The 26410-nt window shown below is 68.7% G+C and carries 20 protein-coding genes and 1 pseudogene; 13 read left to right on the top strand and 8 right to left on the bottom strand.

Features of this window, described 5'->3' with window-relative positions; translation table 11 throughout:
* Positions 1–162: 162 nt before the first annotated feature.
* Genes ADBZ6I_RS01845 through ADBZ6I_RS01815 form a run of 7 tightly spaced genes read left to right on the top strand, consistent with a single transcriptional unit; the run spans position 163 to position 8099 of the window.
* Positions 163–2145, top strand: a complete 1983-nt coding sequence (locus tag ADBZ6I_RS01845) for an alkaline phosphatase family protein (protein ID WP_526380286.1) — start codon at positions 163–165, stop codon at positions 2143–2145.
* A gap of 20 nt (positions 2146–2165) precedes the next feature.
* Complete coding sequence (locus ADBZ6I_RS01840; protein ID WP_526380284.1) at positions 2166–4526, top strand: alkaline phosphatase family protein; 2361 nt, start codon at positions 2166–2168, stop codon at positions 4524–4526.
* 9 nt (positions 4527–4535) lie between these two features.
* Complete coding sequence (locus ADBZ6I_RS01835) at positions 4536–5390, top strand: SDR family oxidoreductase (protein ID WP_526380282.1); 855 nt, start codon at positions 4536–4538, stop codon at positions 5388–5390.
* The gene (locus ADBZ6I_RS01830; protein WP_526380280.1) at positions 5387–5854 is read left to right on the top strand and encodes a protease inhibitor I42 family protein; all 468 of its coding nucleotides are present in this window, start codon (positions 5387–5389) and stop codon (positions 5852–5854) included. The genes ADBZ6I_RS01835 and ADBZ6I_RS01830 overlap by 4 nt, the downstream gene beginning before the upstream one ends.
* A 53-nt stretch (positions 5855–5907) precedes the next feature.
* Positions 5908–6483, top strand: a complete 576-nt coding sequence (locus tag ADBZ6I_RS01825; RefSeq protein ID WP_526380278.1) for a hypothetical protein — start codon at positions 5908–5910, stop codon at positions 6481–6483.
* Positions 6484–6504: 21 nt separating this feature from the next.
* Entirely contained in the window at positions 6505–7446 is a 942-nt protein-coding gene (locus tag ADBZ6I_RS01820; RefSeq protein ID WP_526380276.1) for an LLM class F420-dependent oxidoreductase, read from the top strand.
* An 11-nt stretch (positions 7447–7457) separates the two neighbouring features.
* The gene (locus tag ADBZ6I_RS01815; protein ID WP_526380274.1) at positions 7458–8099 is read left to right on the top strand and encodes a hypothetical protein; all 642 of its coding nucleotides are present in this window, start codon (positions 7458–7460) and stop codon (positions 8097–8099) included.
* 6 nt (positions 8100–8105) lie between these two features.
* Here ADBZ6I_RS01815 and ADBZ6I_RS01810 read toward each other — a convergent pair whose 3' ends face one another.
* The 4 genes from ADBZ6I_RS01810 to ADBZ6I_RS01795 form a co-directional block, all read right to left on the bottom strand.
* Positions 8106–9599 carry a dynamin family protein gene (locus tag ADBZ6I_RS01810; protein WP_526380272.1) on the bottom strand — a complete coding sequence of 498 codons (1494 nt, stop codon included), beginning with the start codon at positions 9597–9599 and terminating at the stop codon, positions 8106–8108.
* A complete protein-coding gene (locus tag ADBZ6I_RS01805) occupies positions 9596–11485 on the bottom strand; it encodes a dynamin family protein (protein ID WP_526380270.1) in 1890 nt (629 codons plus the stop codon). Before ADBZ6I_RS01805 ends, ADBZ6I_RS01810 begins: the two co-directional genes overlap by 4 nt.
* A 128-nt stretch (positions 11486–11613) precedes the next feature.
* Complete coding sequence (locus tag ADBZ6I_RS01800; protein ID WP_526380268.1) at positions 11614–12678, bottom strand: IniB N-terminal domain-containing protein; 1065 nt, start codon at positions 12676–12678, stop codon at positions 11614–11616.
* Between the two features lie 281 nt (positions 12679–12959).
* Complete coding sequence (locus tag ADBZ6I_RS01795) at positions 12960–13496, bottom strand: Rv0340 family IniB-related protein (protein WP_526380266.1); 537 nt, start codon at positions 13494–13496, stop codon at positions 12960–12962.
* A 175-nt stretch (positions 13497–13671) separates the two neighbouring features.
* On the opposite strand from ADBZ6I_RS01795, the gene ADBZ6I_RS01790 reads away from it, so the two are divergent.
* The 3 genes from ADBZ6I_RS01790 (at position 13672) to ADBZ6I_RS01780 (ending at position 21110) form a co-directional block, all read left to right on the top strand.
* Positions 13672–15663 (top strand): Hsp70 family protein, encoded by a 1992-nt coding sequence (locus ADBZ6I_RS01790; protein ID WP_526380264.1) that lies wholly within the window; start codon positions 13672–13674, stop codon positions 15661–15663.
* A gap of 2 nt (positions 15664–15665) precedes the next feature.
* Positions 15666–18176: an isoniazid response ATPase/transcriptional regulator IniR gene (iniR, locus tag ADBZ6I_RS01785; protein ID WP_526380262.1), complete on the top strand. Its 2511-nt coding sequence runs from the start codon at positions 15666–15668 to the stop codon at positions 18174–18176.
* 78 nt (positions 18177–18254) lie between these two features.
* Positions 18255–21110, top strand: a complete 2856-nt coding sequence (locus ADBZ6I_RS01780) for a (Fe-S)-binding protein (protein ID WP_526380260.1) — start codon at positions 18255–18257, stop codon at positions 21108–21110.
* A 4-nt stretch (positions 21111–21114) separates the two neighbouring features.
* Here the strand turns inward: ADBZ6I_RS01780 and ADBZ6I_RS01775 are convergent, their stop codons facing one another.
* The gene (locus ADBZ6I_RS01775; protein ID WP_526380258.1) at positions 21115–21531 is read right to left on the bottom strand and encodes a hypothetical protein; all 417 of its coding nucleotides are present in this window, start codon (positions 21529–21531) and stop codon (positions 21115–21117) included.
* A 113-nt stretch (positions 21532–21644) separates the two neighbouring features.
* On the opposite strand from ADBZ6I_RS01775, the gene ADBZ6I_RS01770 reads away from it, so the two are divergent.
* Together ADBZ6I_RS01770 and ADBZ6I_RS01765 are read left to right on the top strand one after the other, a co-directional pair.
* The gene (locus ADBZ6I_RS01770) at positions 21645–22937 is read left to right on the top strand and encodes a pyridoxal phosphate-dependent aminotransferase (protein ID WP_526380256.1); all 1293 of its coding nucleotides are present in this window, start codon (positions 21645–21647) and stop codon (positions 22935–22937) included.
* Between the two features lie 3 nt (positions 22938–22940).
* Positions 22941–24218 carry a YibE/F family protein gene (locus ADBZ6I_RS01765; protein ID WP_526380254.1) on the top strand — a complete coding sequence of 426 codons (1278 nt, stop codon included), beginning with the start codon at positions 22941–22943 and terminating at the stop codon, positions 24216–24218.
* Here ADBZ6I_RS01765 and rfbA read toward each other — a convergent pair.
* Together rfbA and ADBZ6I_RS01755 are read right to left on the bottom strand one after the other, a co-directional pair.
* Positions 24169–25035, bottom strand: a complete 867-nt coding sequence (rfbA, locus tag ADBZ6I_RS01760) for a glucose-1-phosphate thymidylyltransferase RfbA (protein ID WP_526380252.1) — start codon at positions 25033–25035, stop codon at positions 24169–24171. The genes ADBZ6I_RS01765 and rfbA overlap by 50 nt on opposite strands.
* 7 nt (positions 25036–25042) lie before the next feature.
* Positions 25043–25417, bottom strand: coding sequence for a nuclear transport factor 2 family protein (locus ADBZ6I_RS01755; RefSeq protein WP_526380250.1), 375 nt, complete (start codon positions 25415–25417; stop codon positions 25043–25045).
* Between the two features lie 151 nt (positions 25418–25568).
* Here ADBZ6I_RS01755 and ADBZ6I_RS01750 point away from each other — a divergent pair, with 151 nt between their 5' ends.
* Positions 25569–25997 (top strand): hypothetical protein, encoded by a 429-nt coding sequence (locus tag ADBZ6I_RS01750; protein WP_526380248.1) that lies wholly within the window; start codon positions 25569–25571, stop codon positions 25995–25997.
* 61 nt (positions 25998–26058) lie between these two features.
* Here the strand turns inward: ADBZ6I_RS01750 and ADBZ6I_RS01745 are convergent.
* Positions 26059–26410, bottom strand: a pseudogene (locus ADBZ6I_RS01745) (hypothetical protein); the annotation flags it as partial.

The raw sequence follows: 26410 nt of genomic DNA, 5'->3' as shown, positions 1-26410 counted from the left end.
GGCCGTGCGATTGCGGTTAAGACGGTGGTCTCGGCGAGCCGGCGCGGGGGGTCGAATCGACTGGACATCTGGCCAAAAAACGCGGCATTTGTGCTGGATAACAACTAACGTCCCGTTATTCGACCTTTGTGAATAGCCGCACTAAATCTGGGGGGACTTCCCATGACCAATATCAAGCAGATGTGCCTGGGAATCGCCGTCGCGGGTGTCGTGGCCGGCGGCGGCTCGGCGGCCGGAACCGCGTTGGCACACGCCGACACCTCCGACTCCACCAGCAGCGCCGTGGCGGCCGACGACACCGGCCGTTCGTCACGGCAGGCACGTCCTTCCCGCGGAGCGGTTCGGTCCGCTCCGGCAGGGACTGCGGCGAACAGCGCACCGGCGACAAGCACCGAGACGCTCGACGCGGTCGATCTCGCCTCGCCCGCGCGGCGTAATGACGGCGCACTGGAATCGATCCCTGAATCGATGCCGGCTGCCGTCACCGAGTCATCGCCGGCCGCTCCGGCCACGGAATCCCGCGTCACGGTGCCCTCCGTCGAGCCGCCGAATTCCGTGCCGGACACCACGGCCGTCGAGACCCCGGCCAGGACCGCCGCACCGGCCGCCGCGGTAGTGGCGCCTGTTCCGCCTGCACAGTCAGAACCCGTTGTGGCCGTGGTTGTCTCACCCGCGGCTGCGGCTGCCGCCGTTCTGACTCCGGCCCCGGCCGCTCCGGCGCCGATCCCGCTGCGGCTGCCGCTGCTCCCCGAACTGCCGGCCCTACCGGTCGCACCGGCCAGCGCCGTCACCGTCAGCGCGACCTCCGGCACGAACAACCGGCTTCGGGCCGCCAGCGCAGCGGCTCAAGCCGCAGTTCTCGCCGACCCGCCGACCCACGTGCTGCTGATCGGCACCGACGGCACCAACATGAGCAAGATCCTCGAGTACGCCTACGACAATCCGGACAGCGGCTTCCGGGCCGTCATGGCCGACGGCGTCACCGGGACCACGAGCCTCATCGGGCACACCACCATCTCCGGCCCGTCGTGGTCGACGATCCTGACCGGGGTGTGGGACGACAAGTCCGGCGTCATCAACAACCTGTTCGACCCGGAGCCCTACACGAAGTGGCCGACGGTCATCAATCTGCTCGAGTACGAGTTGGGCGACAACGTCAAGACCGCCGTTGTCGCGGACTGGAAATACATCAACGACATCGCCGACGCCGGCGGCTACCCGGCCGACGAGAACGTTTACATCGCGTACAACGACGACGAAGGCTGGGAGGCCGCAGACGACGCGGTCGCGGCCAAGACGATTGAACTCATCAACGCCACCGGCGCAGGCGAGTCGACGTTCATCTTCTCCTACCAGGTCGCCGTGGACGAGGAGGGCCACCTGCACGGCGGCGGCTCGCCGGAGTATCGGGACGCGGTGATCAACACCAGCGAGAACATCAAGTCGATCCTGGACGCCGTCGATGCCTGGGAGGCTGCTACCGGTGAGGAGTGGACGGTGATCGTCACCACCGACCACGGCCATCAGCAGTCGCAGGGCCTGGGCCACGGCTTCCAGTCGCCCAATGAGACCTCGTCGTTCATCATCTTCGATCTCGAGGGGGACGACAACGACGGTGTGCAGAACCTTGGATATCAGAACGTCGACATCACCCCGACCATCGTCGATCTGTTCGGCCTTGAACAGCGGTCCGATTTCGACGGCGTGCCGCTGACGGACAAGGCCGCCGGCATCGTCGACCCGGGAGATCTGCCCGACCTGAAGGTCTCGCTGAACAATGCACTCGGCATGTACGGCTACCCGAACATCGGCGTCGACATCGCCTTGGGCACTCGCACGGTCTTCGCGTCCGTTCCGTACGTCATCGACGGGCTCGTGACCGACATCAACGACTTCCTGCAGGGCATCGTCGACCAGGACATCTTCCTGATCAGCGGCCTGGCCGACATCTCCCAGTGGATCGTCCAGTTCAACGGCGACCTCGCTGTCGGTGTGACCCAGGCGGTGGCCCGCGTGGTCGCCTACCTGACCGGCTCCGGAGTCATCCCGCCGAGTGATCCGCCGCTGCCGGCTCCGCCTGCGGATTCCGAACTGCCGGCCGACTCCGTACTTTCGTTGCTGCTGGAAAGCGCTGTACTCACTTGAGCCAATCGAGAGGACCAGTCATGGGCTGCGCCAGGAACATCGGCCGTATCGGGGCGCTCGCCGTCGCGCTGGGCATCGGCTATGGGGTAGCCCCCGCGGTGGCATTCGCCGATACCGCAGACAACGCTGGAACCGACACCGCATCGGCAGCATCGTCATCGGCACCGGCGCGCCAAGCCCGGCCCTCCCGTAGTGGCACGGGCCGCGACAACGCGGCCGGGTCGTCCGCCGCGTCCGCCGCGGTGACCCAGCCCAAGGGCGACTCCGACGTCGATGCGGTCGATGCGGCGGTTGCCGAACCGGAGCCCGCGGCGCGCAACGAGCGGGGATCCAACTTCGCAACTTCAGCCCCAGCCCCCGATGCCGTCAACGACGACGCGCCCCCGATCGGCCAGGACACCAACCCCGAGCCCATGGCAGCGCACGTCGAATCCGCCGGCGCACCGATGATGAACACCGCGCCGGCGGCCGCTGCCCCGGCGCCGATCAGCCCGGTGGCCGCGCCCGCACCCGCGGTGATCGCGGTCGTTGCGGCACCGGCCGCAGCAGCGGCGGCACCGCGGGTGCCCGCGGCACCACTGCCGGCCGCCACCACCGCGCAACTGGTGAGTACCGCACTGGCACCACTGCTCGGCGGCGGCACCGGCGGCGCGCCGAATCAGGCTCCGATGTTGTTCAGCGTCTTGGCCTGGGCGCGAAAGGAATTCGAGCGTCTGATCGGCGTTGTCCCGCCCGCCGCTGTCACGACCACCGGTCAGGTCCAAAGCCCCAACCTGTTGGTCAACCCCGGCGCGGAACTCGGTGATCCCTCGCTTTCCGGGTATAGCGCCGTCACGATCCCGGGCTGGACATTGACCGGGACCCCGACGGTGATTCAGTACGGGGCACCCCGAAACGCCTGGCCGATCGGAACGAGTTTCCCGATGCCGAACCTGCCGTCTTTCCTGGGATACCCCAAGGCCGAGAGTGGACCTGCCGACGGCGGAAACCAGTTCTTCGGCGGCGGCGACGTCGCGACTGGGACCCTCACGCAGACCGTCGACCTCCGCGGCGCCGCCGGCGACATCGATCTGGGCAGCACGACCTACAACCTGAGCGGTTGGCTCGGCGGCTACCTGTCCGATCCGTCCGGAGCCTCGGTGAAGGTCGACTTCCTCGACGCCAACAAGACCTACCTCGGCAGTGCCGAACTGGACCGGGTCGGCCCACTCGAACGCTGGTTCCAGACCGGGTTCAAGCAACGCTCGACCGAGGGCACGTTGCCGGTCGGGACCCGCTTCGCGCAAGTTGCGGTCACACTCGAAGACCGCAACTGGGTGACCTTCGGGATTCCTTGGCTGCTTGGTGGTGTGGACTTCGACTACAACTACGCCTTCGCCGACAACATCGCCTTCACCGTCGGCGCCACCCTGCCCGCCCCGCCGGCCCCCACCCCGCCGGTGTCGACGGTCGGCGAACTCGACCACGTCTTCATGGTGTTCATGGAGAACAAGGGCTACAACGACATCGTCGGGAGCACGAAAGCGCCCTTCACTCAGAGCCTTATCAACGCCTACGGACAGGCCAGCAATTACTACGGCCTGACCCATCCGAGCCTGCCGAACTACTACCCGGTGATCGGCGGCACCGACTTCGGTCTGACTTACAACTGCGCCACACCCTGCATCGACGCAGACACCACCCTGGTCTCGAACATCACCGCGGCCGGCAAGACCTGGAAGGGATATGCGCAGAGCCTGCAGCCCGGAGCCAACCCCCTGGTGGCCAGTGGTGACTACGCCCCGGACCAACTGCCCTTCCCGGCATTCACGTCGATCGCCAACGACCCCGCAGCTTTGGCGAACATCGTTCCACTGGAGCAGATGGCCGAGGACCTGAAGTCGGTCGACACCGCACCCAACTACGCCTGGTTCGCCGCAAACGAGGACTTCAACGGCGAGGGTCCGATCGACTTCCCCTGGGGCATGCTGAAATTCGCACTCAGCCAGCTTGAGCCCGGGAACCCCTACAACATCCCGGCACTTGACCAGTTCCTCTCGGAGACCGTCCCGGTGGTCCTGAACTCCGAAGTGTGGAAGGACCCCACCCGCAAATCGGCGCTGATCGTCACCTTCGACGAGGACAACAACAACACCTCGCTGGGCTTCGGCAACGAAGGCAACCGGGTGGTGTTCGTGGTCATCCCGTCGCAGGGTGCGGTGGCGGCCGGAATGCGCGGCGGCGCCTTCACCGCCACCAACCACTACAACCACTACAGTCTGATGCGATTCATCGAGGACTCCCTCGGCCTGCCCTCGCTGACCAACAACGACAAGTTCGCCGCTCCGCTGAACGAGTTCTGGGACACCACCACCAAGTCGGGTAGCGGACCGCTGGTTTAATACCGCCACGTGGGCGTTTACGCAGTCACCGGCTCGGCCTCCGGCATGGGGCAGGCAGTCGTCGAGCGACTCCGCGGGGCCGGTCATACCGTCATCCGAGTTGACCTTCGGGACGCCGATGTCGTCGCCGACCTGTCGACCGCCGCCGGGCGGCGCGCGGCCGCCGAGAAGGTGCTCACCGCATGCGGCGGGCGACTGGACGGTGCGGTGCTGGCGGCTGGCCTGGGTCCCACCAAGGGTGCCGAGCGGATGATCACCGAGGTGAACTTTTTCGGGGTGGTCGACCTGCTGCAGGCGTGGCGTTCAGCTCTGGCAGCGGCGGAACGCGCCAAAGTGGTGGTGTTCTCCAGCAATTCGACCACCACAACACCCGCCGTTCCGGGCCGTGCGGTCCGGGCGCTACTCGCCGGCGACGGCGACAAGGCTCTTCGCGCCTATCGCCTGTTCGGTCCGGGCGGGGCGACGATGGCCTATGCCGCGTCCAAGATCGCGATCAGCCGGTGGGTGCGCCGCAACGCCGTCACCCCCCAGTGGGCCGGCGCCGGTATCCGGCTCAACGCGCTCGCTCCCGGCGCCATAATGACGCCCCTATTGGAGCGCCAGCTGGTAAATCCGACGGAAGCCAAGATCATCCGGCAGTTCCCGGTGCCGATCGGCGGCTTCGGCGACGCCGGGCAACTCGCCGACTGGGTGGTGTTCATGCTCTCGGATGCCGCGGACTTCCTCTGCGGCAGTGTGCTTTTCGTCGACGGCGGCTCGGATGCCTTCTACCGGTCCGACGATTGGCCCCGCCCAGTGCCCGCGCGGCGGATACCGTCTTACCTGAAACGGACGCGCGAGTTCATCACAGGGAGAAGATCATGAACCATCGGATGCTGGCGATCCTGGCGATCACCGCGGCCGCCCTCACGGGATGTTCGAGCACGTCGGAGCCGGCATCTGAGTCGGGCGGGCAGTCCGCAAAGCAGTCTCAACCGCACACCGAAACCATCCAGATCTCCTACGACGAGTTGCAGAAGGACAAACAGATCAGTCGCAGCACCACGCTGGCGGCCGGGGACTTCCTTCAGGTGAGCCTGGCCTCCAATCCGTCCACCGGCTTCACCTGGGACGAGAAGCTGCTGATCTCCGACCCGAAGGTGCTGGCTCAGACCGGCCACGAAGCCATCGCCCCGAAGGAGAACCGCCCGGGCGCGGCCGGCAACGAGGTGTGGATGGTGCAGGCCATGGCACCGGGAAATTCCACGGTGTCGACCAGTTACGGGCGTCCATGGGAGGGCGGCGAGAAGGAAGCGTGGGTGTTCTCGGTCAACGTCACCGTCAAGTGACACCCTGCGAGTCACTCCAGTAACTCCTGTCACGAGGTGCGTAGTCTGATCGGGTGCGTATCTCCTCGGGCGCCCGGGCCGGTGTCGCCGCCGGCCTGCTGTTGACGGCGCTGCTTGCCGGCTGCAGCAGCACCGTCGACGGCGCCGCGACCTGCCCGGGCTGCGGTGGCGACAGCGAACCCGCATTCCCCACCACCAGGCCCACCACCTCGACGCCGGCCACCAGTACCCCGCCCACCACGGCGACTCAGTCCCCGACCACCAGCAGCCCGGAACGGCCGGCCGGCGGGAAGACGCTGGAGCCCAACGCCAACGGCTACGTGTACATCGAGACCAAATCGGGCATCACCCGCTGCCAGATCTCCGCGGACACCGTGGGCTGCGAATCGGAATTCACCGACTCTCCGATGATCGACGGCCAACGCGCCAACGGTGTAGAGGTCTCGGCCAGCGGCAGCAACCGTTGGGTGCTGGGCAATCTGGGCGCGATGCCCACCACCGCCATCGACTACGCCACTTATCAGGCGGTCGGCTGGACCATCGTCGCGGCCAGCGACGGCACCCGGTTCACCAACGACGACACCGGCCACGGCATGTTCGTCAGCACCGAACGGGTCGAGTTCTTCTGACCCTGCCCTAGGCTGGGCGACGTGGATTTCCGCGTTTTCGTCGAACCGCAGCAGGGAGCTACCTACTCCCAACTGCTCGCGGTGGCGCAGACCGCCGAATCCCTCGGATTCTCAGCGTTTTTCCGCTCCGACCACTACCTGGCGATGAAGTGTGAAGGCCTCCCCGGCCCCACCGACTCATGGGTGACGCTCGCCGGAATCGCCAGGGAGACCGCGACCATCCGGCTGGGCACGCTGGTCACCTCGGCGACGTTCCGCTATCCCGGTCCGCTGGCGATATCGGTGGCTCAGATCGACGAGATGAGCGGCGGGCGGGTCGAATTCGGCATTGGCGCGGGCTGGTTCGAAGCTGAGCACCGGGCCTACGGAATTCCGTTCCCGCCGCTGGGTGAGCGTTTCGATCGGCTGGAAGAGCAGTTGGCCATCATCACCGGAATGTGGGCCACCCCGGTCGGTGAGACGTTCGACTTCGCCGGCGCGCACTACACCGTCGCCGGCTCACCGGCGCTGCCCAAACCGGCGCAACGGCCGCACCCGCCGATCGTCATCGGCGGCGGCGGACCCAAACGCACCCCCGCCCTGGCGGCGCGCTACGCCTCGGAGTTCAACCTGGCGTTCCCGACGCTCGAATTCGCCGGGACGCAGCTCGGCCGGGTCCGCGCCGCGCTGCGGGACGCCGGGCGCGATCCGGACGACATCACTTACTCGGCGGCGTTCGTGGTGTGCGCGGCCCGGGATGAGGCCGAACTGGCACGGCGGGCGGCGGCGATCGGCCGCGAGGTCGTCGAACTACGCAAGAACTCGCCGCTGGTCGGCACGCCGGAGGAGATCGCCGACCGGATCGGCGCCTTCGTCAGCGCTGGTATCCAGCGGGTATACCTGCAGCTCCTGGACCTTTCCGACCTCGATCACCTGCGGCTGTTCGCGACCGAGGTCATGCCCCGGTTGCGCTCCGCGCACTAGGATTGGGTCACGTGGCGCGTAACGGTTACCCCGACGACCCGAACAACTACTCCGAGAGCGACCCGACCCAGTACGCGAACTTCGGCTCCGGAGAGGCCTACAGCGAGTACGGCCCGCCGACCGGTGCCTACAGCGAGCCGGTGGGATACGGTCCACCGACTGGCTACGGGCACTATCCGGCGCCCGTACCGCCGCCTCCGCCGTGGCATCACCGGCCGGCTGTCCTGATCGGGCTGGGCGCGCTGACCGCGGCGGTGTTGGCGCTACTGGTGTACGCGGTCGTGAAATTCACCACGTCCGGCACCTCGGAGACCCCCGCGGTGACATCGAGCAGTGTCCCAGCGACCGCGCCGTCGGCTCCTGCCGGTGAGTCGCCGGCTCAGCCGGGGCCGACCGGACAAGGCGGTACCGAACCGTCGAACTCCAGCGTGGCCCCGCCGCCTCCACCCAGCACCACAACGGTCACCGCCGAACCGACCACCAGCGCAACCCCGACGACGACGGAGGCGCCCAGTCCGTCGACCACCACCTCGGTGACTACGTCGGTCACCACCGTCACCGAGACCACCACCAAGCCGGTATGGCCGACTTTGCCCCGGCCCACCAGGCCGGCGCCGACGCTGCAGGACCAGGAGCCGGCGGCCGGCGGCTGAACCGATTCAGGCCCGCCCGGCGTAGAACGCCACCAACGCTTCGGCGCTACGGACCGCGGCGCGGCAGGCTCTGGTGGTGAAGGGGTCGTTGAGCGGATGATCGGCCCGCCGCCGCCAACGCTGGGCAGCGGCGAACGCCGCGCGCGGGCCGTCGTCGGGGTGCTGCGGACTCAGACCCAGCCTGCTGGCCGGGTCGGTGCCGGAACCACCGATGATCCGGCGCAGTGAGGCCATCTCGTCGTCGGTCAATGTCGTTGGTCGGGAGCGTAATTGGCTAAGCAGCCGCAGTTCCTCGAAGGCGTGGGTGTCGGCCAGCAGCGGCGCGATGTCGGCGACGATCCGCGGGGTCGCCGGAGTGGGATACCGCTCCACGAATCGGCGCAACGCGATCAGCGCGGTGTGCGACTTGAGTTGGTCGGCGCGCTGGGCGAAGTGCTGGTCGATCACCTCCCGCAGCGTCACCAGGCCGCTGCGCTCCAGCAGATCAGCGGCCAACGTCTGCGCATCGTCGACCCCGGCGCGCAGCAACGTCACCGCGATGCGGATCCCGAACATGCCGAACCGGTCCAGCAGTTCGGCGCGGGTATGGGCATCCACCGGCAGTCCCGGATCGTCCCGGACGAATCGGTCCGCGCTCAGCATCGCCTTGTTCAGCTCAGCGGCATCCACGCCGGCGAGTTTCTGCAACGCGGCGAACTCGTTCTGCCGCAACGTCTGTGCGGTCAGGGCGAGCAGCCCGGACACCGGCACCACCGCCTGGCAGACCCCGGTCCGGTCCAGTTCGGCGGTGAACCGCTTGGCGACGTCGTTGGCCGACAGCATCGCATCGATTCGTCCGGCGCCGATCTCGTCGGCCCGCGATGCCACCCCGATCACGCCGAGCGCGCCTGCCGAGCCGCCGACGATGTCACCGATCTGCTTGAGCAGGGCGATGTCCGGCGCGTTGAGGGTGCGTAGCAGAAACACCACGGCGTCGACTCGCGGCACACCGTCGGCCGGCACCAGCAACCGCAGCGTCCGCTCGGAGACGTCGCGGGTCAGCGACGAGGTGCCCGGGGTGTCGATGATGGTGGCCGCGGCCAGTTCCTGCGCGGGCCACTCGACGTCGATGTCCACGACCTGCCGAGGGTCGAGCGCGGCGAAGTCGAAGGTCAAACCCTGCTCGTGCGGCGATGAGCCGCTGCGCAGGATGGGGATGCCGGTCCGTCGGCCGCCGACGTGATTGGCGGTGGCCTTCGGAGTCGGGCCGTGCCGGAACCAGGTGACCAGAGTGGTGGCCTCGGTGGCGTCGGTCGGGGCGATGGATTCGCCCACCAAGGCGTTCACCAGCGTGGATTTGCCCGACTTCAGCGTGCCGGCCAGGGCGATGCGGATCGGTTCGTTGCGCCGGGCGCCGATGCGGTGCAGTTCGCCGAGGACCTCGGGACGCTGCCGGTAGACGGGGTCGGCGTGGTAGAGCCGTTGCGTCGCGTCGAGAATCCCGCGCACCCGGTCCTTCATGACGCCCTTTGTGGCGCCGTCAGTTTCTCGGCGGTGTCGATCACCTGCCGCAGAATGTTGGCCTGGCGCTCCAACTCCCGGGTCCGGTTGGTGCGCTCGGTTTCCTCCAGTCGGGCGGCGGCCAGCGTCGCCTGCAGCGACTCGTTGAGCGATCGCGTTGTCTGATTGGCGATGTCGCGGTAGTGGTCGCGCAGCTGTCGCTGGATGTTCTTCAGCCGGTCGCGGGACTCCTTGGTGACCACGAACAGCACGTCGTCGACGAACCTGCGCAGATTGGTCTTGGCTTCGTTGCGCACCCGCAGGAGACGGTTCTCCATGTCTTCGTGATAAGCCTTGCGCCCCAGTAGTAGACCCGCCCCCAGTGAGATCGGGTTGAACATACCCAGCCCCGCCACCGAGGTGAGCATGCCGAACATCAGCACCCCGCCGTAGGAGCCGCGCATGCTGGTGATCACCTTGTGCCCCGGGCCGATCGGCGTGGACTCCAGCCGCGCCAGCGACTTGAGCCGGCCCATCTCCGGCCCCATCTCATGGGCGTTCAGTGCCGGGATGTCGACCGCATCCAAACCGGCGGCGACGAAGGTGCGTGCCACGTCGGCGGCCAGCGCCTCGGCGCGCTGGTAAGCCCAGACGAAGTTGTCCCCGACCGCGTTGGCGATGTCATCCTCCACCCGGCTGCCGATCTCGGCCCAGTTCAGCGTGGGGTCGCATGCGTCGATGACGTCCTCGGCATGCTGGGTGATGGCCCGGAACCGGGCCCGCAGATCGTGGTCGATGTCGGCCGTCAGGTCGGCGATGCCGTCGGTGAGGACCTGCTGCCACAACGCCGTCTGCTGCAGCGCGTCCTGGGCTTCCTGTTTGCGGCGCTCCAGGTCCGCCGTCAGCCTGCGAACCTGCTCCGGGTCGGTGAGCGCGGAGAGCTCGGAACCGACCGCGAGATTCAGATGTTCTGCGGCCGAGGCGATTTCAGCCAGCACGTGATCGCGGACGCGGTCGTTCTCGCGGGACATCACCTTCTCGGAGAGGAACGTCACGATGGCCGGGAAGTTGGACTCCTCGTTGAGTTCGGCGTCGTTGGTCGACACCGCGTGACTGCGCAGCAGCGAGGAGGCCGGAATCACCGGCAGCGCCACCCCGGCCCACCGCAGATGCGCGATATCGGCGTCGATCACCTGGCGCCAGAACGGGTAGAGGTCGGTCTTGGTGGCGATCACCGCGCCCACCGGGCAGATCTCGACGGCCTGACGCAGGAACCGCATCTCCGGTTCGGTGAATTCCTGGCTGGCGTCACTGACGAAGAGCAGGGCGTCGGCGTCGGGCAGCAGGCCCAGGGTGGCCGACAGGTGGGGCTGGCCCTGGCCGCCGACACCGGGGGTGTCGATGAACATCAGTCCGCCTTTGAGCAGCGGGCTGGGCGCCGCCACGTCGATCCGGAGGACGGGCCGGCCGGCGGCCTGCGCGGCGCGGCGGAGATCGGTGCGCAGATCGGCGACGGGCACGTCGACGGCGTCCTCGCCGCCGCCACCGTCGGCGACCACGATCTGGGCCGACGGCTGCTCGGCGTAGACGACCGTCGTGACCGCGACGGTGCTCTCGTCGTCGCCCACCCGAGCCACCGGCACATTCAGCAGTGAGTTCAGCAGCTGGCTCTTGCCCTGTTTGAGTTGGCCGGCGATGACCACCCGGATCCGGGGATCGGTGATCCGCTCCCGCGCGGCGGCCAGCCGGGCGGACAGGTCGGCCCGGCTGTTGAGGTCGGCGATGGCCCGGGTGTGGTCGATCAACTCGACGATCACGCCGACCTTGCGCCGGTCCTGCGGCTGGGCCGGACTGTCTCGCTCCTTCTCCGGCGCTGGGGCGCCGGCATCGGCGGCTCGACGGACCATGTCACCTCACTTGCCCTGTGCGAAAACAGCCCTGATGTGAAACCAACGGTATGCGCTGCACGCGCGAACGCGGCGGGTACCCGGGGGAGGGAGGTGCCGGGTGCCCGCCGCGTCGCCTGCTCAGGCGGTCAGAAACCGAGCGCCAGCAGAGGGTTGCCCAACGCCAGCGACGGATCGCTGTGCAGGGCGGTGTCGTTGTTGCTCATCAGGTTGGTGTCGAACAGCGAGTGATCGGAGTAGTCGTGCGTGGAGGTGTCGGTGACGGTGGTCTCCTGCACCGAGTTGTCCGAGTTGTCGGTGGTTGTGGTGGTGGTGTGGGTCACCGTCGTGCTGGTGGCCTCGTGACCGTCGGCGAGCGTGCTGTTGCCGGTGCCGCCCACCGTGGTGGTGGTCTGGCTACCCGCCACCGTGGTGCCGTTGTTCACCCCGTTGTCCGACCCCTTGATGACCGAACCGGAGTCCGAGGTGCTGATGGCGTCCCCGCCGGCCGTGGTGGTGCTGCCGCTGTCGCTGATCACCGCGGCCTGACCAGTGGAGATGTTGGCGCCGTCGTCGGCAAGGATGTCGCCGTTGGTGACCGCGTTGTCGTTGCCCAGTACGGCACCCTCGCCGCTGACGATGTCGCCGCTGCTGTCCCCGGCGACCACGACGCCGTGGTCGGTGGCGGTGTTGGACGTCTTGTCACCCAGGGTGATGTCACCGAAGCCGAGGTTGAACCCGCCGTTCTGGGCGTTGGCGCCGGCGTCCTGGGTGGGGCTGAGCAGCGGAATATCGTTGTTGCTGGCCAGATCGGTGCTGTTGCGGCTGGCCAGTTCGGTCGCGTTGCGGCTGGCCAGTTCGGTGTTGGTCTCCGGCGCGAAGGTCGGGGACGGAGCGAACGTCGGCGCGGGGGCGTAGGTCGGCGCGGGGGCGTAGGTGGGCGCCCAGATCGGCTCGAACCCGGCGTTGAAGCCGGTCTCGTACGCCGGCGCGAAGCCGTACTGGTTGGACACCGCACGCTGCAGGCCGAGGATCGGATCACCCCCGCCGAGCACCATGCCGGGTACGGCGGTGGCGGCGACGGAGGACAGCTGGGCTGCCGTGACACCGGCCAGTCCAGCGTCCCGCATGGCCTGCTCGGGTGCCGCGACGAATGCCCGGGCGGCGTCCTCGCTGCGGAACAGGCTGAGGATCCAGTCGATGAGAGCGATCATGACGAAAACCCTTTCGAGGCTTTGCTTGCCGGCCGTTCCGGCAATCTGGAGACCACGTTATGGGCGGTGCGGACATCCGCAAACGGGGTTCAAACCCCTTCTCGCGGAACCCCCACTGGGGATATCGGGGTGCCCTGATTAGGGGGATGAGGGAATCCGGCGGATGCCCCCTCAATGCCGAAACCCCACGTCTTGTGACGTGGGGTTTCGGCGACACGGGCCCGGCGGCCCTTTCTGCGGGGACTTTAGGAGAGGTCTTAGAAGAGGTCCTAGAAGAGGTCCTAGAAGAGGTCTAAGCCCGGGTCGCCGGGGTGATGCTCGGCCTGGGTGTCCACCATCGGGTGGTGCCAGCCGGCGTCGTCGGCGAACTCCGGGCCGTCCGGCTCGAACCCGGAGTGGACCGGGGCATTGTCGAGGGGTGTGAGACCGGGAAGTTGCGCCGCCGATTCGACGCCGGGATGCTCCGACGGGGCGTCGACCATAGGCGGCGTCACCGCAGGCGGTGCCGGGTATACGGCGTCCTGCCCCGCGCCGAGGCCCGGAATGTGGATGTCGAAGGCATCGAACGCCGCGGCGGCGGCACCACTGGTCCAGACGTTCGCCGCCGCGGCGGCGTCCCCGAAACCAGGTGTCGTGGCAGACAGCGAATCGGTGACCACCGGAATCAGACTGTTGACGTCGGCGATCGTGACGCCGGTCAGATTGGTGTCGGCCAGATTCGCGTCGGCCAGCGTTCCGGCGGGGTCGGCCGCGTACCGGGCGGCCGTCGCGGGATCACGGACTAGGGCCATGACGAAGTCCAGCAGTGAGTTGCCCATGCCGGTAAGGGTAATGGCGATACCCTGGTCCCGGATCGGTGCCGAACCCACCTCCGAGTCCCATCCGTTAGGGGATTGACTCCTAGGGGAAATCGCTCCGTTAGGGAGATTGCTGGGCACCGGTGTCGTCCCCGCGTTAAGGTGGGCTGGCCACCGCGAGAAAGGGATACCCGCAGTGAGCCAGCTCGACCCACTCGCCCTCGGACTCTCCATCGGGACCACCAACCTGGCCGCGGCGCGGCCCGGGCGGCCGCCGGTGGTCCGGCGGTCGGTGCTGACGCTGTGGGACGGCCGGCCCGCCGAGGTCGGGGTGCCGTCGCAAAATCCCGAACTGACCAGCCCCAACATCAACCAGCCCGGACTGGTGCTGCGCGGGTTCGTCGAGCGGGTGGGCGACCCGGTGCCACTCATCGGCGCCGACGGATCCGCCCACCGAGCCGAGAACCTGCTGGCGACCGCACTCGACGCGCTCGCCCGCGCCGTTGACGACGGCCGCCCGGCGACATCGATCGTGCTGGCCGCACCCGCACACTGGGGTGCCGGCGCCATCGGGGCGTTGCGCGGCGCGCTCCGCGCCAGCCCACTGCTATCCCCCGGCGGCCTTCCCCCGACAATCGTCTCCGACGCCACGGCCGCACTGGCCGGGCTGCAGAACTCCCCCGGCCTGCCCGGCAGCGGCGTTGTGGCGTTGTGCGACTTCGGCGGCAGCGGTAGTTCGATCACCTTGGCCGATGCCGGCGCCAACCTGGCCCCGATCGGTGAGACGGTGCGGGTCGGGGATTTCTCCGGTGACCAGATCGACCAGGCGCTGCTCAGTCATGTGTTGGCCGGCAGCCGCGCCGGCGGCGGCGACGACACCGCCGGCACCGCCGCGGTGGGAGCGCTCACCCGGTTGCGCGACGAGTGCCGGCTGGCCAAGGAGCGGCTGTCCAGCGAGACCGCGACGGTGGTACCGGTCGATCTGCCGGGCTACCGGGCCGACATCCGGCTGAACCGGGCCGAGTTGGACGGCCTGACCGCCGACCCGTTCACCGTGTTTCTCGATGCTCTCGGGGATGCGTTGGAGCGCAATAGGATTCCGGCTGCCACGCTGAGCGCTGTCGCCACCGTCGGCGGCGGCGCGGCCATCCCGGCGATCAGCCAGCGGCTGTCGGAGTCGCTGCGCGTACCGGTGATCACCAGCCCCGGTCCGGGATTGACGGCGGCGGCGGGTGCCGCCGTGCTGGCATCGCAGGGCGCCGCTCCCGACGCCCCGACGGGGCTGGCCCCGATGGCGGCGGACGCGCCGACCAGCCTGGCCCCGGCGGCCTGGGCGGTCGGAACGGCCGGGCGGGCGGCGAACCAGTCGGCGTCCGACGGTTCCCCCTCGGCCACCTTCCGCGCGCTGGCGTGGTCGCAGGACGAGGGTGCCGTCGACGAACCGGTGCCCTACACCGGCGGTGATTACCCGCCCGGCGGCGCCTACGCCGGCGCCGACTTCGCCACTCCACCGACGGGCGCGCGGCCGATGGTCGAGTTCGGCGCACCCGAGGAGCCGACCGTCCTGGTCGCCCCTCCACTGCCCTGGTACCGGCGCCCACCCCTGCTGTTCGGCATCGCCGCAGCGCTGGCCGCCGTCGCCGTCGGGGGCCTAGCGGTGACTCTGACCAGTAGTGACAGCACCCCGACGACCACCACCACGAGGGTCACCAAGCCGGGTGAGGATCCGGGCACCGGTTCCTCCCCCGCGCCGCCTCCGGTGCCGGTGACCACCACGGTCACCGGAACCAACGGGCAGACCACCGTCACCACGATCACGCCGACCACGACGTCGGCGCCGACGTCGAGCGACTCGCCGTCGTCGACCACGACCACATCGACGACCCCGACGACCCCGACGACAACAACGACGACGACCACGCCCACCACGACCACCACCACTACGACCACGACGACGACCACCACCACCACCACGCCGACGACCACCCGCACGACGACGACCACGACCCCACCGCCGACGACGACAACGGCGCCACCCACCACCACCGCACCACCACCGACCACCACGGCCGAGCCCCCGACGACCACGGTCGCTCCCGAGCCGACGACGACGGTGGAACCGGCGGTGACCACGCAGGCGATCGTTCCCGACGAGCCAGGGCCCACCACAGCCGCGCCATTGGAGTAACCGTGCCCACCTCAGCATCGGCAGGTCTTACCGCGTCGGCGCGGACAGTCCTGGCCGCACTGACCGCGGAGCCGGTGAAGCTGTTCGTCGCCGGCGGCATCGGAGTTGGGAAAAGCACTGCGCTGGAAGCGGTTCGGCGCGCATGTCGCGATAACGATCAGGCGGTGCTGGGTCGGGTCGCCGGTGCGCCGGACGTGGCCGGCGCCGTCGTCGTCGTCGATGATGCCCACCTGCTGGGAGAGGCGGAACTGCGAGCGCTGGCCGAGTTGGCCGACGATCCCTCCCGTACCGTCGTCGTGGCCGCCGAACCGCGGGAGCACTCCGCCGTATTACGCCGGCTGACATCCAACCTGGAACGCGAGCACCCTCGAATCACGTTGGGCCCCTTGTCCGCCGCCGAGGTCTCACACGCGCTGGCCGATTCCTCCGGGCATCCGCCATCTCCGCAGCTGCTCACCGCCGGCCTGGCCGCCTCAGCCGGCATTCCGTTCCTGGTGAGCGCGATCGCGGCGGCGCTTCGGACGGCGTCAGGCCCGTGGTCCGACGCCGCGCCGTGGCAGGCCGCCGGGTTCGCATTGATCGAACGGCTGCGCAGGCTCGACGAGCAGGAGCTGGAGGCGCTGCTGATCGCTTCGCTGAGCACCGATCTCGGTGCCACCGACCTGGCCGCCGTGCTGGAGATTACGCGGGGCGCCGATCTGATCGACCGGGCCCGGGGCACCGGACTGGTCCAGCCGTCGCACAGTCCCGAATTCCTGCGGACGGTCCACCGGGCCGCGGCGCAGCTGATCGGCCCCGCTCGCCACCACGAACTCGAAAAGCAGCTGCTGCGAACACAACTCGGCTCGGGCACGCTGACCGAACAGCTGGCGGTCGAACTGGCCGAGCACGGCATGCGCGACGCCGCGCTGGCGGACTGGCTAAGAAACCATGCCGGCAACAATGCCGACCTCGGCGACCTGGCCGCACGGGTGCGGATCCACCGCGCCGCGCTGGCCGCCGGAGCGGATGGCGTGCGCGCCGCACTGGCCGACGCGCTCGCGCTGGCCGGTGACATCACCGCCGCCGCGACGCTGGCCGACGCCCTGCTGGTCTCCGACTACCCCGCCGACCGGGCCGCCGGAGTGCGCATCGCGGCCAGCGCCGCCGCGCACGACGGCAATTACGCCCACGCCGCGGAGTTGTTCGACTGGCTGGGGCCACACCCCGACGCGACGGTCGGCTCGGCAGCCGCCCTGGTGCGCTGCGCCACCGGCGATATCGAATCGGCGCGGGCCGCTCTCGACGCCGCTGCGGCCGGGCCGCCCACGGCGTCGGCCCGGACAGCGCGCAGCATCGCCGAGGGCATCGTCCAGACGATCGAAGGCTCCACCAACGCGGCGGCCACCCGGCTCGGGCAGGCCCTGGCCGGCGAGCATCCCATCGCGGTAGCGATGCCGGACAGCGCTCCGGCGCTGGTGACCCTGGCGGCCATCCACAGCGGGGACTCGGTGCGGGCGCGCAGCGTGATCGGCCGCGCGGTCCGGGTGGGCAGCCATCCGCTGTTCAGCGCCCGGCACCGGCTACTGCAGGGCTGGGTGCGGATGCAGGACGGGCAGTTGGCTGCCGCGACGACGGACGTCGAGGCCGCCGGGACCGCTCTGCGCGGGCGTGACGCGCTGTGGGCGGCGGCGCTGCGCGCGGCGATCGCCCGGCGCGGGGGCGACGTGGGCGCACTGCACACCCACTGGTCCGCAGGGATGGACGCACTGGCCGAGTACTCCGTCGACCTGTTCTCGCTGCTGCCGTTGGGCGAGCTGTGGATCGCCGGTGCCCGGCTGGGACAGTCCGACCGGCTTGCCGCGGCACTAGAACAGGGCTTCGGCCTGCTCGACGCCGTGAACCGCCCGGCCTCGTGGGCTCCGCTGCTGCACTGGTCCGGGGTACACGCGGGCATCCTGGCGACAGATCCGGCGGCGGTGGCGCCGCATGGTCAGGCGCTGACCGCGATGGCCGGCGACAGCCCCTTGAGCGCCGCGCTTGCCGCCGCTGGGCGCGCCTGGTTACGGGTGCTGGCCCAACAGGTGGACGCCGAGGAGGTCATCCGGGCAGCCCGGGGACTGGCCCGGTTCGGCCTGACCTCGGACGCCACCCGGCTGGCCGGCCAGGCCGCTCTCCAGGCCGCCGACTCCAAAGTGGCCGGACTGATGCTGCACGCGGCCCGGGACCTCAAGGTCAGCACCGGAGAAGCCGCCGTGGCGCCGGACTCAGCCGGCCTGACCCCGCCGCGCCCGGCGTCGTCCGCGCTGTCCGATCGCGAGCGGGAGGTCGCCGAACTGCTGCTGCTCGGCATGCCCTATCGCGACATCGGCGCACAACTGTTCATCTCGGCAAAGACCGTCGAACACCACGTCGCACGGATCAGACGCCGGCTCGGGGCGCAGTCCCGGTCGGAGATGCTGTCTATGCTCCGGGCCATGCTGGCCGTCCCGGAACAGCTCGCGAACAGCGAAAGCGCCGTGTCGAAAATCTGACGGTTTCCCCCACCTCGTTCGCGTCGGCAGCGCCCTGGGTGCGAAAATGAAGCGTCCATCGAACGTGAAGAGGAAGTCGTGGAAACGCAGACTCTCATCCGGCTGATCATCGGCCTGACCATGACGGCCATCGTCGCCGTGCTCGCGCTCAAGCGCGTGCTGTATCTGACGAAGCTGATCAGCTCCGGTCAGCCGACCGCCGACGAACGCGGCCGCAAGAACCACATCGTCGAGCGCCTGACCAACCAGACCAGAGAGGTCTTCGGCCAGACCAAGCTGCTGAAGTGGTCCATCCCCGGCGTCGCGCACTTCTTCACCATGTGGGGCTTCTTCGTGCTGGCCACGGTGTACCTGGAGGCCTACGGGGTGTTGTTCGACCCCAAGTTCCACATCCCGGTCGTCGGAAAGTGGGGAATCCTGGGCTTCCTGCAGGACTTCTTCGCCGTGGCGGTGCTGCTGGGCATCATCACCTTCGCGATCATCCGGCTGCGTTCGGAGCCCAAGCAGTACGGGCGGGCGTCGCGCTTCTACGGCTCGCACACCGGCGGCGCCTGGCTGATCCTGTTCATGATCTTCAACGTCATCTGGACCTACGCCCTGTTCCGTGGCGCCGCGGTGGCGGCCGGCAACCTGCCCTACAGCAAGGCGGCGTTCTTCTCGCACGGCATCGGCGCCCTGCTCGCCCCGCTGGGCACCCACACCAACGAGATCATCGAGACCGTCGCCCTGCTGCTGCACATCGGCGTCATGCTGGTGTTCTCGCTGATCGTGCTCAACTCCAAGCACCTGCACATCGGCCTCGCGCCGCTGAACGTCACGTTCAAGCGACTGCCCAACGCGCTCGGGCCGCTGCTGCCGATGGAGTCCAAGGGCGAGTACATCAACTTCGAGGATCCGGCCGAGGACGCGGTGTTCGGCCGCGGCAAGATCGAGGACTTCACCTGGAAGGGCCGGCTGGACTTCACCACCTGCACCGAGTGCGGGCGCTGCCAGTCGCAGTGCCCGGCGTGGAATACCGGAAAGCCGTTGTCGCCCAAGCTCATCATCATGGACCTGCGCGACCACCTGTTCGCCAAGGCGCCCTACATCCTCGGCAGCAAGGCGTCCCCGGCGGAGAACACCGCCGTCGGCGGCCTGGGCGAGAACCTCTCCGGTGAGAAGCACGCCGAGGAGCACCACGTGCCGGAGTCCGGCTTCGGCCGGGTGCCCGCGGATTCGCCGGTGCAGGCGACCCGGCCGCTGGTGGGTGACGCCGCCTCGCTCGGCGTGATCGACCCCGACGTGCTGTGGTCGTGCACCACCTGCGGCGCCTGCGTCGAGCAGTGCCCGGTGGACATCGAGCACATCGACCACATCGTTGATATGCGCCGCTACCAGGTGATGATGGAGTCGGAATTCCCGACCGAGCTGGGCGGTCTCTACAAGAACCTGGAGACCAAGGGCAATCCCTGGGGCCAGAACGCCAAGGAACGGCTCACCTGGATCGACGAGGTCGAGTTCGACGTTCCGGTCTACGGCAAGGACGTCGAATCCTTCGCCGGCTTCGAGTACCTGTTCTGGGTCGGCTGCGCGGGCGCGCTCGACGACCGGGCCAAGAAGACCACCAAGGCCGTCGCCGAACTGCTGTCGGCGGCCGGGGTCAAGTTCCTGGTGCTCGGCGACGGCGAGACCTGCACCGGCGACTCCGCGCGCCGCTCCGGCAACGAATTCCTGTTCCAGCAACTGGCCACCCAGAACGTCGAGACCATCAACGAGCTGTTCGAGGGCGTCGAGCGGGTGGACCGCAAGGTCGTGGTCACCTGCCCGCACTGCTTCAACACCTTGGGCCGGGAGTACCCGCAGGTGGGCGGCACCTACACCGTGCTGCACCACACCCAGCTGCTCAACCGGCTGGTGCGCGACAAGAAGCTGGTTCCGGTGTCGTCGACCAACGGTGCCGGCGGCGGCACTTCCGCCAACGGTGCCGGCGGCGGCACTTCCGCCAACGGTGCCGGCGGCGGCACCATCACCTACCACGACCCGTGCTACCTGGGCCGGCACAACAAGGTGTACGAGGCGCCGCGTGACCTGATCGGCGCGTCCGGCGCGACGCTCACCGAGATGCCCCGGCACGCCGACCGCGGCTTCTGCTGCGGCGCCGGCGGTGCCCGGATGTGGATGGAGGAGCACCTCGGCAAGCGCGTCAACCACGAGCGTGTCGACGAGGCGCTGAACCTCGATCCGTCCACCATCGCCACCGGCTGCCCGTTCTGCCGGGTGATGCTCAGCGACGGCGTGGGCGACCGCGGCAAGTCCGAACAGGTCGAGGTGGTCGACGTGGCCCAGCTGCTGCTGGCGTCGCTGGACCGCGGCGCCCTGGCGCTGCCGGAGAAGGGCACCGCGGCCAAGCTGGCCGCAGCCGCCGCTCCGGCGATCAAGAAGCCGGCGCCCAAGCCCGCTCCCGAACCGGTCGCGGCGACACCCGCCGCGGCACCGGCCGCCGCACCGGCGGCCCAGGCGGCTCCCGCCGCGCCCGCGGCGCCGGCCGCCCCGGCCAAGGGTCTGGGCCTGGCGGCTGGGGCCAAGCGTCCGGGTGCCAAGAAAGCGGCCGCTCCGGCCGCCGAGGCTGCCGCTCCCGCGGCGGCGTCGGCCCCGACTGCCGCTCCGGCCGCTCCGGCCGCACCGGCCGCACCGGCCGCACCGGCCGCGGAGGCTCAGCCGGTCAAGGGTCTGGGGATCGCCGCCGGCGCCAAGCGTCCGGGTGCCCGCAAGGCCGCCCCGGCTGCCGAGCCGGCCGCTGCGGTACCGGCCGCGGAGGCACCGGCTGCGGAGGCGGCTCCAGCCGCTAAGCCGGCCGCTCCAGTCCAGCCGGCCGCTGACAACGGCGCTTCCGAGGCGCCGGTCAAGGGCCTGGGCATCGCCAAGGGCGCACGTCCGCCGGGCAAGCGCGGCTAAAGAGCTAGCCCCTGGTCAGCTGTACCGGGAATTGGGTGACCTGGCCGCCAGGGCACTCGCCGTTGGAGTCGGCGAGCACCGTGCCGGCCAGTGTCTCAGCGTCCACCGAGTACTTGATGACGACGTTGGCGTAGTTGCCGTCGGCGCAGATCACGCCATCGGGCTTGGTCACGTGGTAGCTCCAGCGTCCGCCGGTCAGGGTGGCGACGCTGGTCCAGCCGCGGTTGCTGACCAGGCTGGCGGTGCAGCCCTCGGTGGCGCAGTTCGAGGAGATGGTGACGTAGAACTGGTCGGAGCCGCCGACGACGCTGTACCGGCCATTCGGAGCCACCGCGGCCCCGGCGGATGCGGCCGACACCAGGGCGGCGGCGGCCGACAGGGCTCCGGTGGCCAGCACTGCGCGGGCGGTTGAGCGGGTCATGATGTGTGCCTCCTGTGACTGTTGATGCGACGCTAACAGCCTCTGACATGCGAAATTAAGGCCCGTAACCGGCCTGTTTCGGAACCGGGTGCGAGATGTGACTGGAAAATGGCTTGAGTCGCCATGGAAGAATCATCGACGTGACGACCCACCAGTTGCCGTGGCACAGCACCGGCCACCACCCGCGGCCACGGACGTTCGCGCAATCCACCAAGCTGCAGGACGTTCTCTACGAGATCCGCGGACCGGTGCACGACCATGCCGCACGGCTGGAGGCCGAAGGCCACCGCATCCTGAAACTCAACATCGGCAACCCCGCGCCGTTCGGCTTCGAAGCGCCCGACGTGATCATGCGGGACATGATCCAGGCGCTTCCCAACGCACAGGGCTACTCCGATTCCAAGGGCATCCTGTCGGCCCGGCGGGCGGTGGTCACCCGCTACGAACTGGTCGACGGCTTCCCCCGTTTCGACGTCGACTCGGTGTTCCTGGGCAACGGTGTCTCCGAGCTGATCACGATGACGCTGCAGGCGCTGCTGGACAACGGCGACCAGGTGCTGATCCCGGCTCCCGATTATCCGCTGTGGACGGCGTCGACCTCACTGGCCGGCGGCACCCCGGTGCACTATCTGTGCGACGAGACCAACGGCTGGCAGCCCGATCTCGCCGATCTGGAGTCCAAGATCACCCCGCGCACCAAGGCGATGGTGGTGATCAACCCGAACAACCCCACCGGCGCCGTGTACGGCCGGGAAGTGTTGCAGCAGATGGTCGCCCTGGCGCGCAAGCACCAGTTGCTGCTGCTGGCCGACGAGATCTACGACAAGATCCTCTACGACGACGCCGAGCACGTCAGCCTGGCGACGCTGGCACCCGACCTGCTGTGCCTGACCTTCAACGGGCTGTCCAAGGCGTATCGGGTGGCGGGGTACCGGTCGGGCTGGCTGGTGATCACCGGCCCCACCGAGCACGCCACCAGCTTCATCGAGGGCATCAGTCTGCTGGCCAACATGCGGCTGTGCCCGAATGTCCCTGCGCAGCATGCCATTCAGGTGGCGCTCGGCGGCCATCAGAGCATCGATGACCTCGTTCTTCCGGGCGGCCGGCTGCTGGAGCAGCGCGATGTGGCGTGGGAGAAGCTCAACCAGATCCCGGGTGTCTCCTGCGTCAAACCGCGCGGTGCCCTGTACGCCTTCCCGCGGCTGGACCCCGAGGTGCACGACATCGTCGACGACGAGAAGCTGGTCCTGGATCTGCTGCTGGACGAGAAGATTCTGGTCACCCAGGGCACCGGCTTCAACTGGCCGAACCCCGACCACTTGCGCCTGGTCACCCTGCCGTGGGCGCGGGATCTCTCCAATGCCATTGAGCGACTGGGTAACTTCCTGGCCAGTTATCGGCAGTAGCCGGTGACGCACTCACATTCGCACTCGCACTCGCTGCGCGGCCCAGCACCGGTGGGGCCGGTGGCGGCGCGGATCGTGGTGGCGCTGCTGACGCTGATCGGGCTGGCCGTCGTCGTCGGCGCGGTGCTGCTGTGGCCGTCAAGCTCCAAGGCCGTCATTCCGCTGCCGTTCCAGAACGCACAGGGCGGTGCGGTGAGCAACACCCAGGCCGGCACCGTCGTGTCCAGCACGCTCGCCGACTGTGGCAGCCCGTCCGTCGGTCAGGTGCTCACCGGACAACCGGCACCCGGCGTTCCGGGGAGTGGCAGCTGCCTGCAGTCCATGGTGGCCATCGACAGCGGCCCCAACCGTGGCGCCCAGACGATGCTGGAGTTCTCCCGCGGCCCAGGACAGCCGAACCTGTTGGCCGGCGAGCACATTCGCGTTTTCCGGCAGGTTGACCAGCAGGGCGTCACCACCTACGGGTTCTACGACTACGAACGCGGGTGGCCGCTGGCGCTGCTGGCTGCGGCGTTCGCGATCGTGATCATCGCGGTGGCACGCTGGCGCGGACTTCGGGCGCTGATCGGCATCGTGATCGCCTTCGCGGTGCTGGTGTTCTTCATGCTCCCCGCGCTGCGCGACGGCGCCCCCGCACTGCCGGTGGCGCTGGTCGCCTCCGCGGCCATCCTCTACGCGGTGATCTACCTGGCCCACGGGGTGAGCCTGCGCACCAGTTCGGCCCTGCTGGGCACTCTCACCGCGATGATGCTGGCCGCCGTTCTGTCCTGGGGCGCAGTCAAACTCACGCACCTCACCGGTCTGTCGCAGGAGCAGAACAACGAGGTCGCCGCCTACCTCGGCAACGTGTCGATCCAGGGTCTGCTGCTGGCCGGCTTCATCGTCGGCTCCCTCGGTGTGCTCAACGACGTCACCATCTCCCAGGCGTCGACGGTGTTCGAAATGGCCCACCTCGGGCACGGTTCCCGGCGGGAAGTGTTCCTGCGCGCGATGCGGGTCGGCAGCGACCACATCGCCAGCACCGTCTACACCCTGGTGCTGGCCTACGCCGGCAGCTCGCTGCCGCTGCTATTGCTGCTCAGCGTGGCCAACCGCTCACTGACCGACGTGCTGACCAGTGAGAGCATCGCCATCGAGATCGCCCGCTCCGCGGTCGGCGGTATCGCGCTGGCGTTGTCGGTGCCGCTGACCACCGCCGTTGCCGCCGTCCTGGCTACCCCTAATTCCGGGCCTAACGCCGATCCAGAAGCCGCACCAGATATTCGCCGTACCCAGACTTAAACACCGCCTGCGCCTGTTCGGCCAGTTGATCGTCATCGATGAAGCCCAGGCGCCAGGCGATCTCCTCGGGGCAGGACACCTTGAGGCCCTGACGGGCTTCGATGGTGCGGACGAAATTGCCTGCCTCCAAGAGGGAGTCGGCGGTTCCGGTGTCCAGCCACGCGGTTCCGCGCGGAAGGACCTCGACGGCGAGGCGATCATCGTCGAGATAGACCCGGTTGAGGTCGGTGATCTCCAGTTCGCCGCGCGCCGAGGGCTGTAGCGACCGGGCGATCTCGACCACGTCGTTGCCGTAGAAGTACAGCCCCGGCACCGCGTAGTTGGACTTCGGCGGCTCGGGCTTTTCCTCGATCGCCAATGCCCTTCCATCCGCGTCGAATTCGACGACACCGTAGGACGACGGATCAGCCACCCAGTAGGCGAAGATCGAACCGCCGTCGATCTCACGGAACCGCCGCAGATTGGTTCCGACGCCGGGGCCGTAGAAGATGTTGTCGCCCAGGATCAGCGCGACCGGCCCGGAACCGATGTGGTCGGCGCCCAGGATGAACGCCTGCGCCAGGCCTTCGGGACGGTCCTGCACCGCGTAGGTGATGTTGACCCCGAACTGCGAGCCGTCGCCGAGCAGGCGCTGAAAATCAGATTCGTCGATGGGGGTGACCACCAGCAGGATGTCGCGGATGCCGGCGAGCATGAGCGTCGAGAGCGGGTAGTAGATCAGCGGTTTGTCGTAGACCGGCAGCAACTGCTTGCTGACACCTTTGGTGATCGGATGCAGCCTGGTGCCCGAGCCCCCGGCCAGGATGATCCCGCGCATCGCGGTGTCAGGCCTGCAGGTCGTCGGCGGTCATCTCGGTGGCCGCCAGCGCCGCCGCCAGGTCGTCGTGGCGGAACACCGCGGTGACATGGTCGCGTACCACCCGGAACGCCGCGGCGGTGGTGCGGACGTCGGCGGGATCGTTTCTGGGCGTGATCGTTTCACCGACGACAACGACGCCGTCGCGGTAATAGATGTCGCCGACCTCGATGGTGGCGTCGGTGCTTTTGGCCCAGTCCAGCAGGGCGGCATGTCCCTGCGCGGCGCCGTGCGCGTCGCCGATCTCGATATCGTCGCTGGACAGCGAAGTCAGGGTGCCGAGTTCCGAGGTGCTCAGCGCGTCATGCCAGGCCAGGACGGTGGCGATCTCTGAAGTGCTCATGGCAAATCAACGTACACGCCGGCTACACCAGCGAAAGTTGTGGCACCGGTAAGAAATTGCCGGAAGTACAAACCTTTATCCGACCGTGCCGGGAATGTGACATTTGTTGTCCAGTGTTATCCGAGTGAAATCGATTCGTTTCTCGGACTCAATGCGCACCGCGCCGTTGTTAGCGGCTCTGGGTGCCGTCGCTGTGATGGGAGCCGTTCCGGCACAGGCGGATTCGGGCGGCGCCAGCACGACACCCAATGACGCCGGAAGCGGTTCGATCAGCGCCTCGATCGAGAAGTTCGGCCAGTCGATCTGTCCGAGCCTGGTCAAGCCCGGCTCATCGCTGGCCAGCACACTGTCGGAGTTGCAGGGCAATACCGGGCTGACCCCCACCCTGACAGGCATGGTCGCCGGATTCGTCATCCAGACGCAGTGTCCGTCCGTCATGACCAAGCTTGCGCATGGCGACCTGTCGGCACTGCAACTGCTGCCGACCGATGGCGATCGCCCAGCACTCACACTGCCCGGCCAGAAACCGGCACCGTCCGGATTGGACCTGTCGGCCCTGCTGAGGGGCCCTGGCCGCTAAGTCTCAATCCCCGAAGGGCCACAGCGGCGGCCAGATCGTCGAGGACTTTCCCGACGACCCACTAGACCCGCTCGATCCGGACGAACCCGACGACGATCCGCTGCCGGGCGCCACCGTGGTGACCGGCGGGGTGTAGGTCGGGTACGCCGTGGTCGGCGGAGCTGAATACGTCGGCACCGGCGCCTGGGGGCTCCGGGGTGGCCGCGACGGGTACGTCGGGTAGGTCGCCCTGGACGGATACGTCGGGTAGGTCGCCGTGGACGGGTAGGTCGGGATGGTCGGGATCGTGATGCGCGGCGCCTGGAACACGGGCGGCAGCAGCGGCGGGAGCACCGGAATCGGCACAATGATCGGCCGTACCGGAGCGGGGGCCGGAGCGGGCGGCGGCGGTGGAGGCGGCGGCGGCGGCGGTG

Source organism: Mycobacterium sp. (genome assembly GCF_044342925.1).
Classification (GTDB): domain Bacteria; phylum Actinomycetota; class Actinomycetes; order Mycobacteriales; family Mycobacteriaceae; genus Mycobacterium.
Note: the sequence above shows the minus strand (reverse complement) of the source record. Positions and strands in the feature narration are given on the sequence as shown.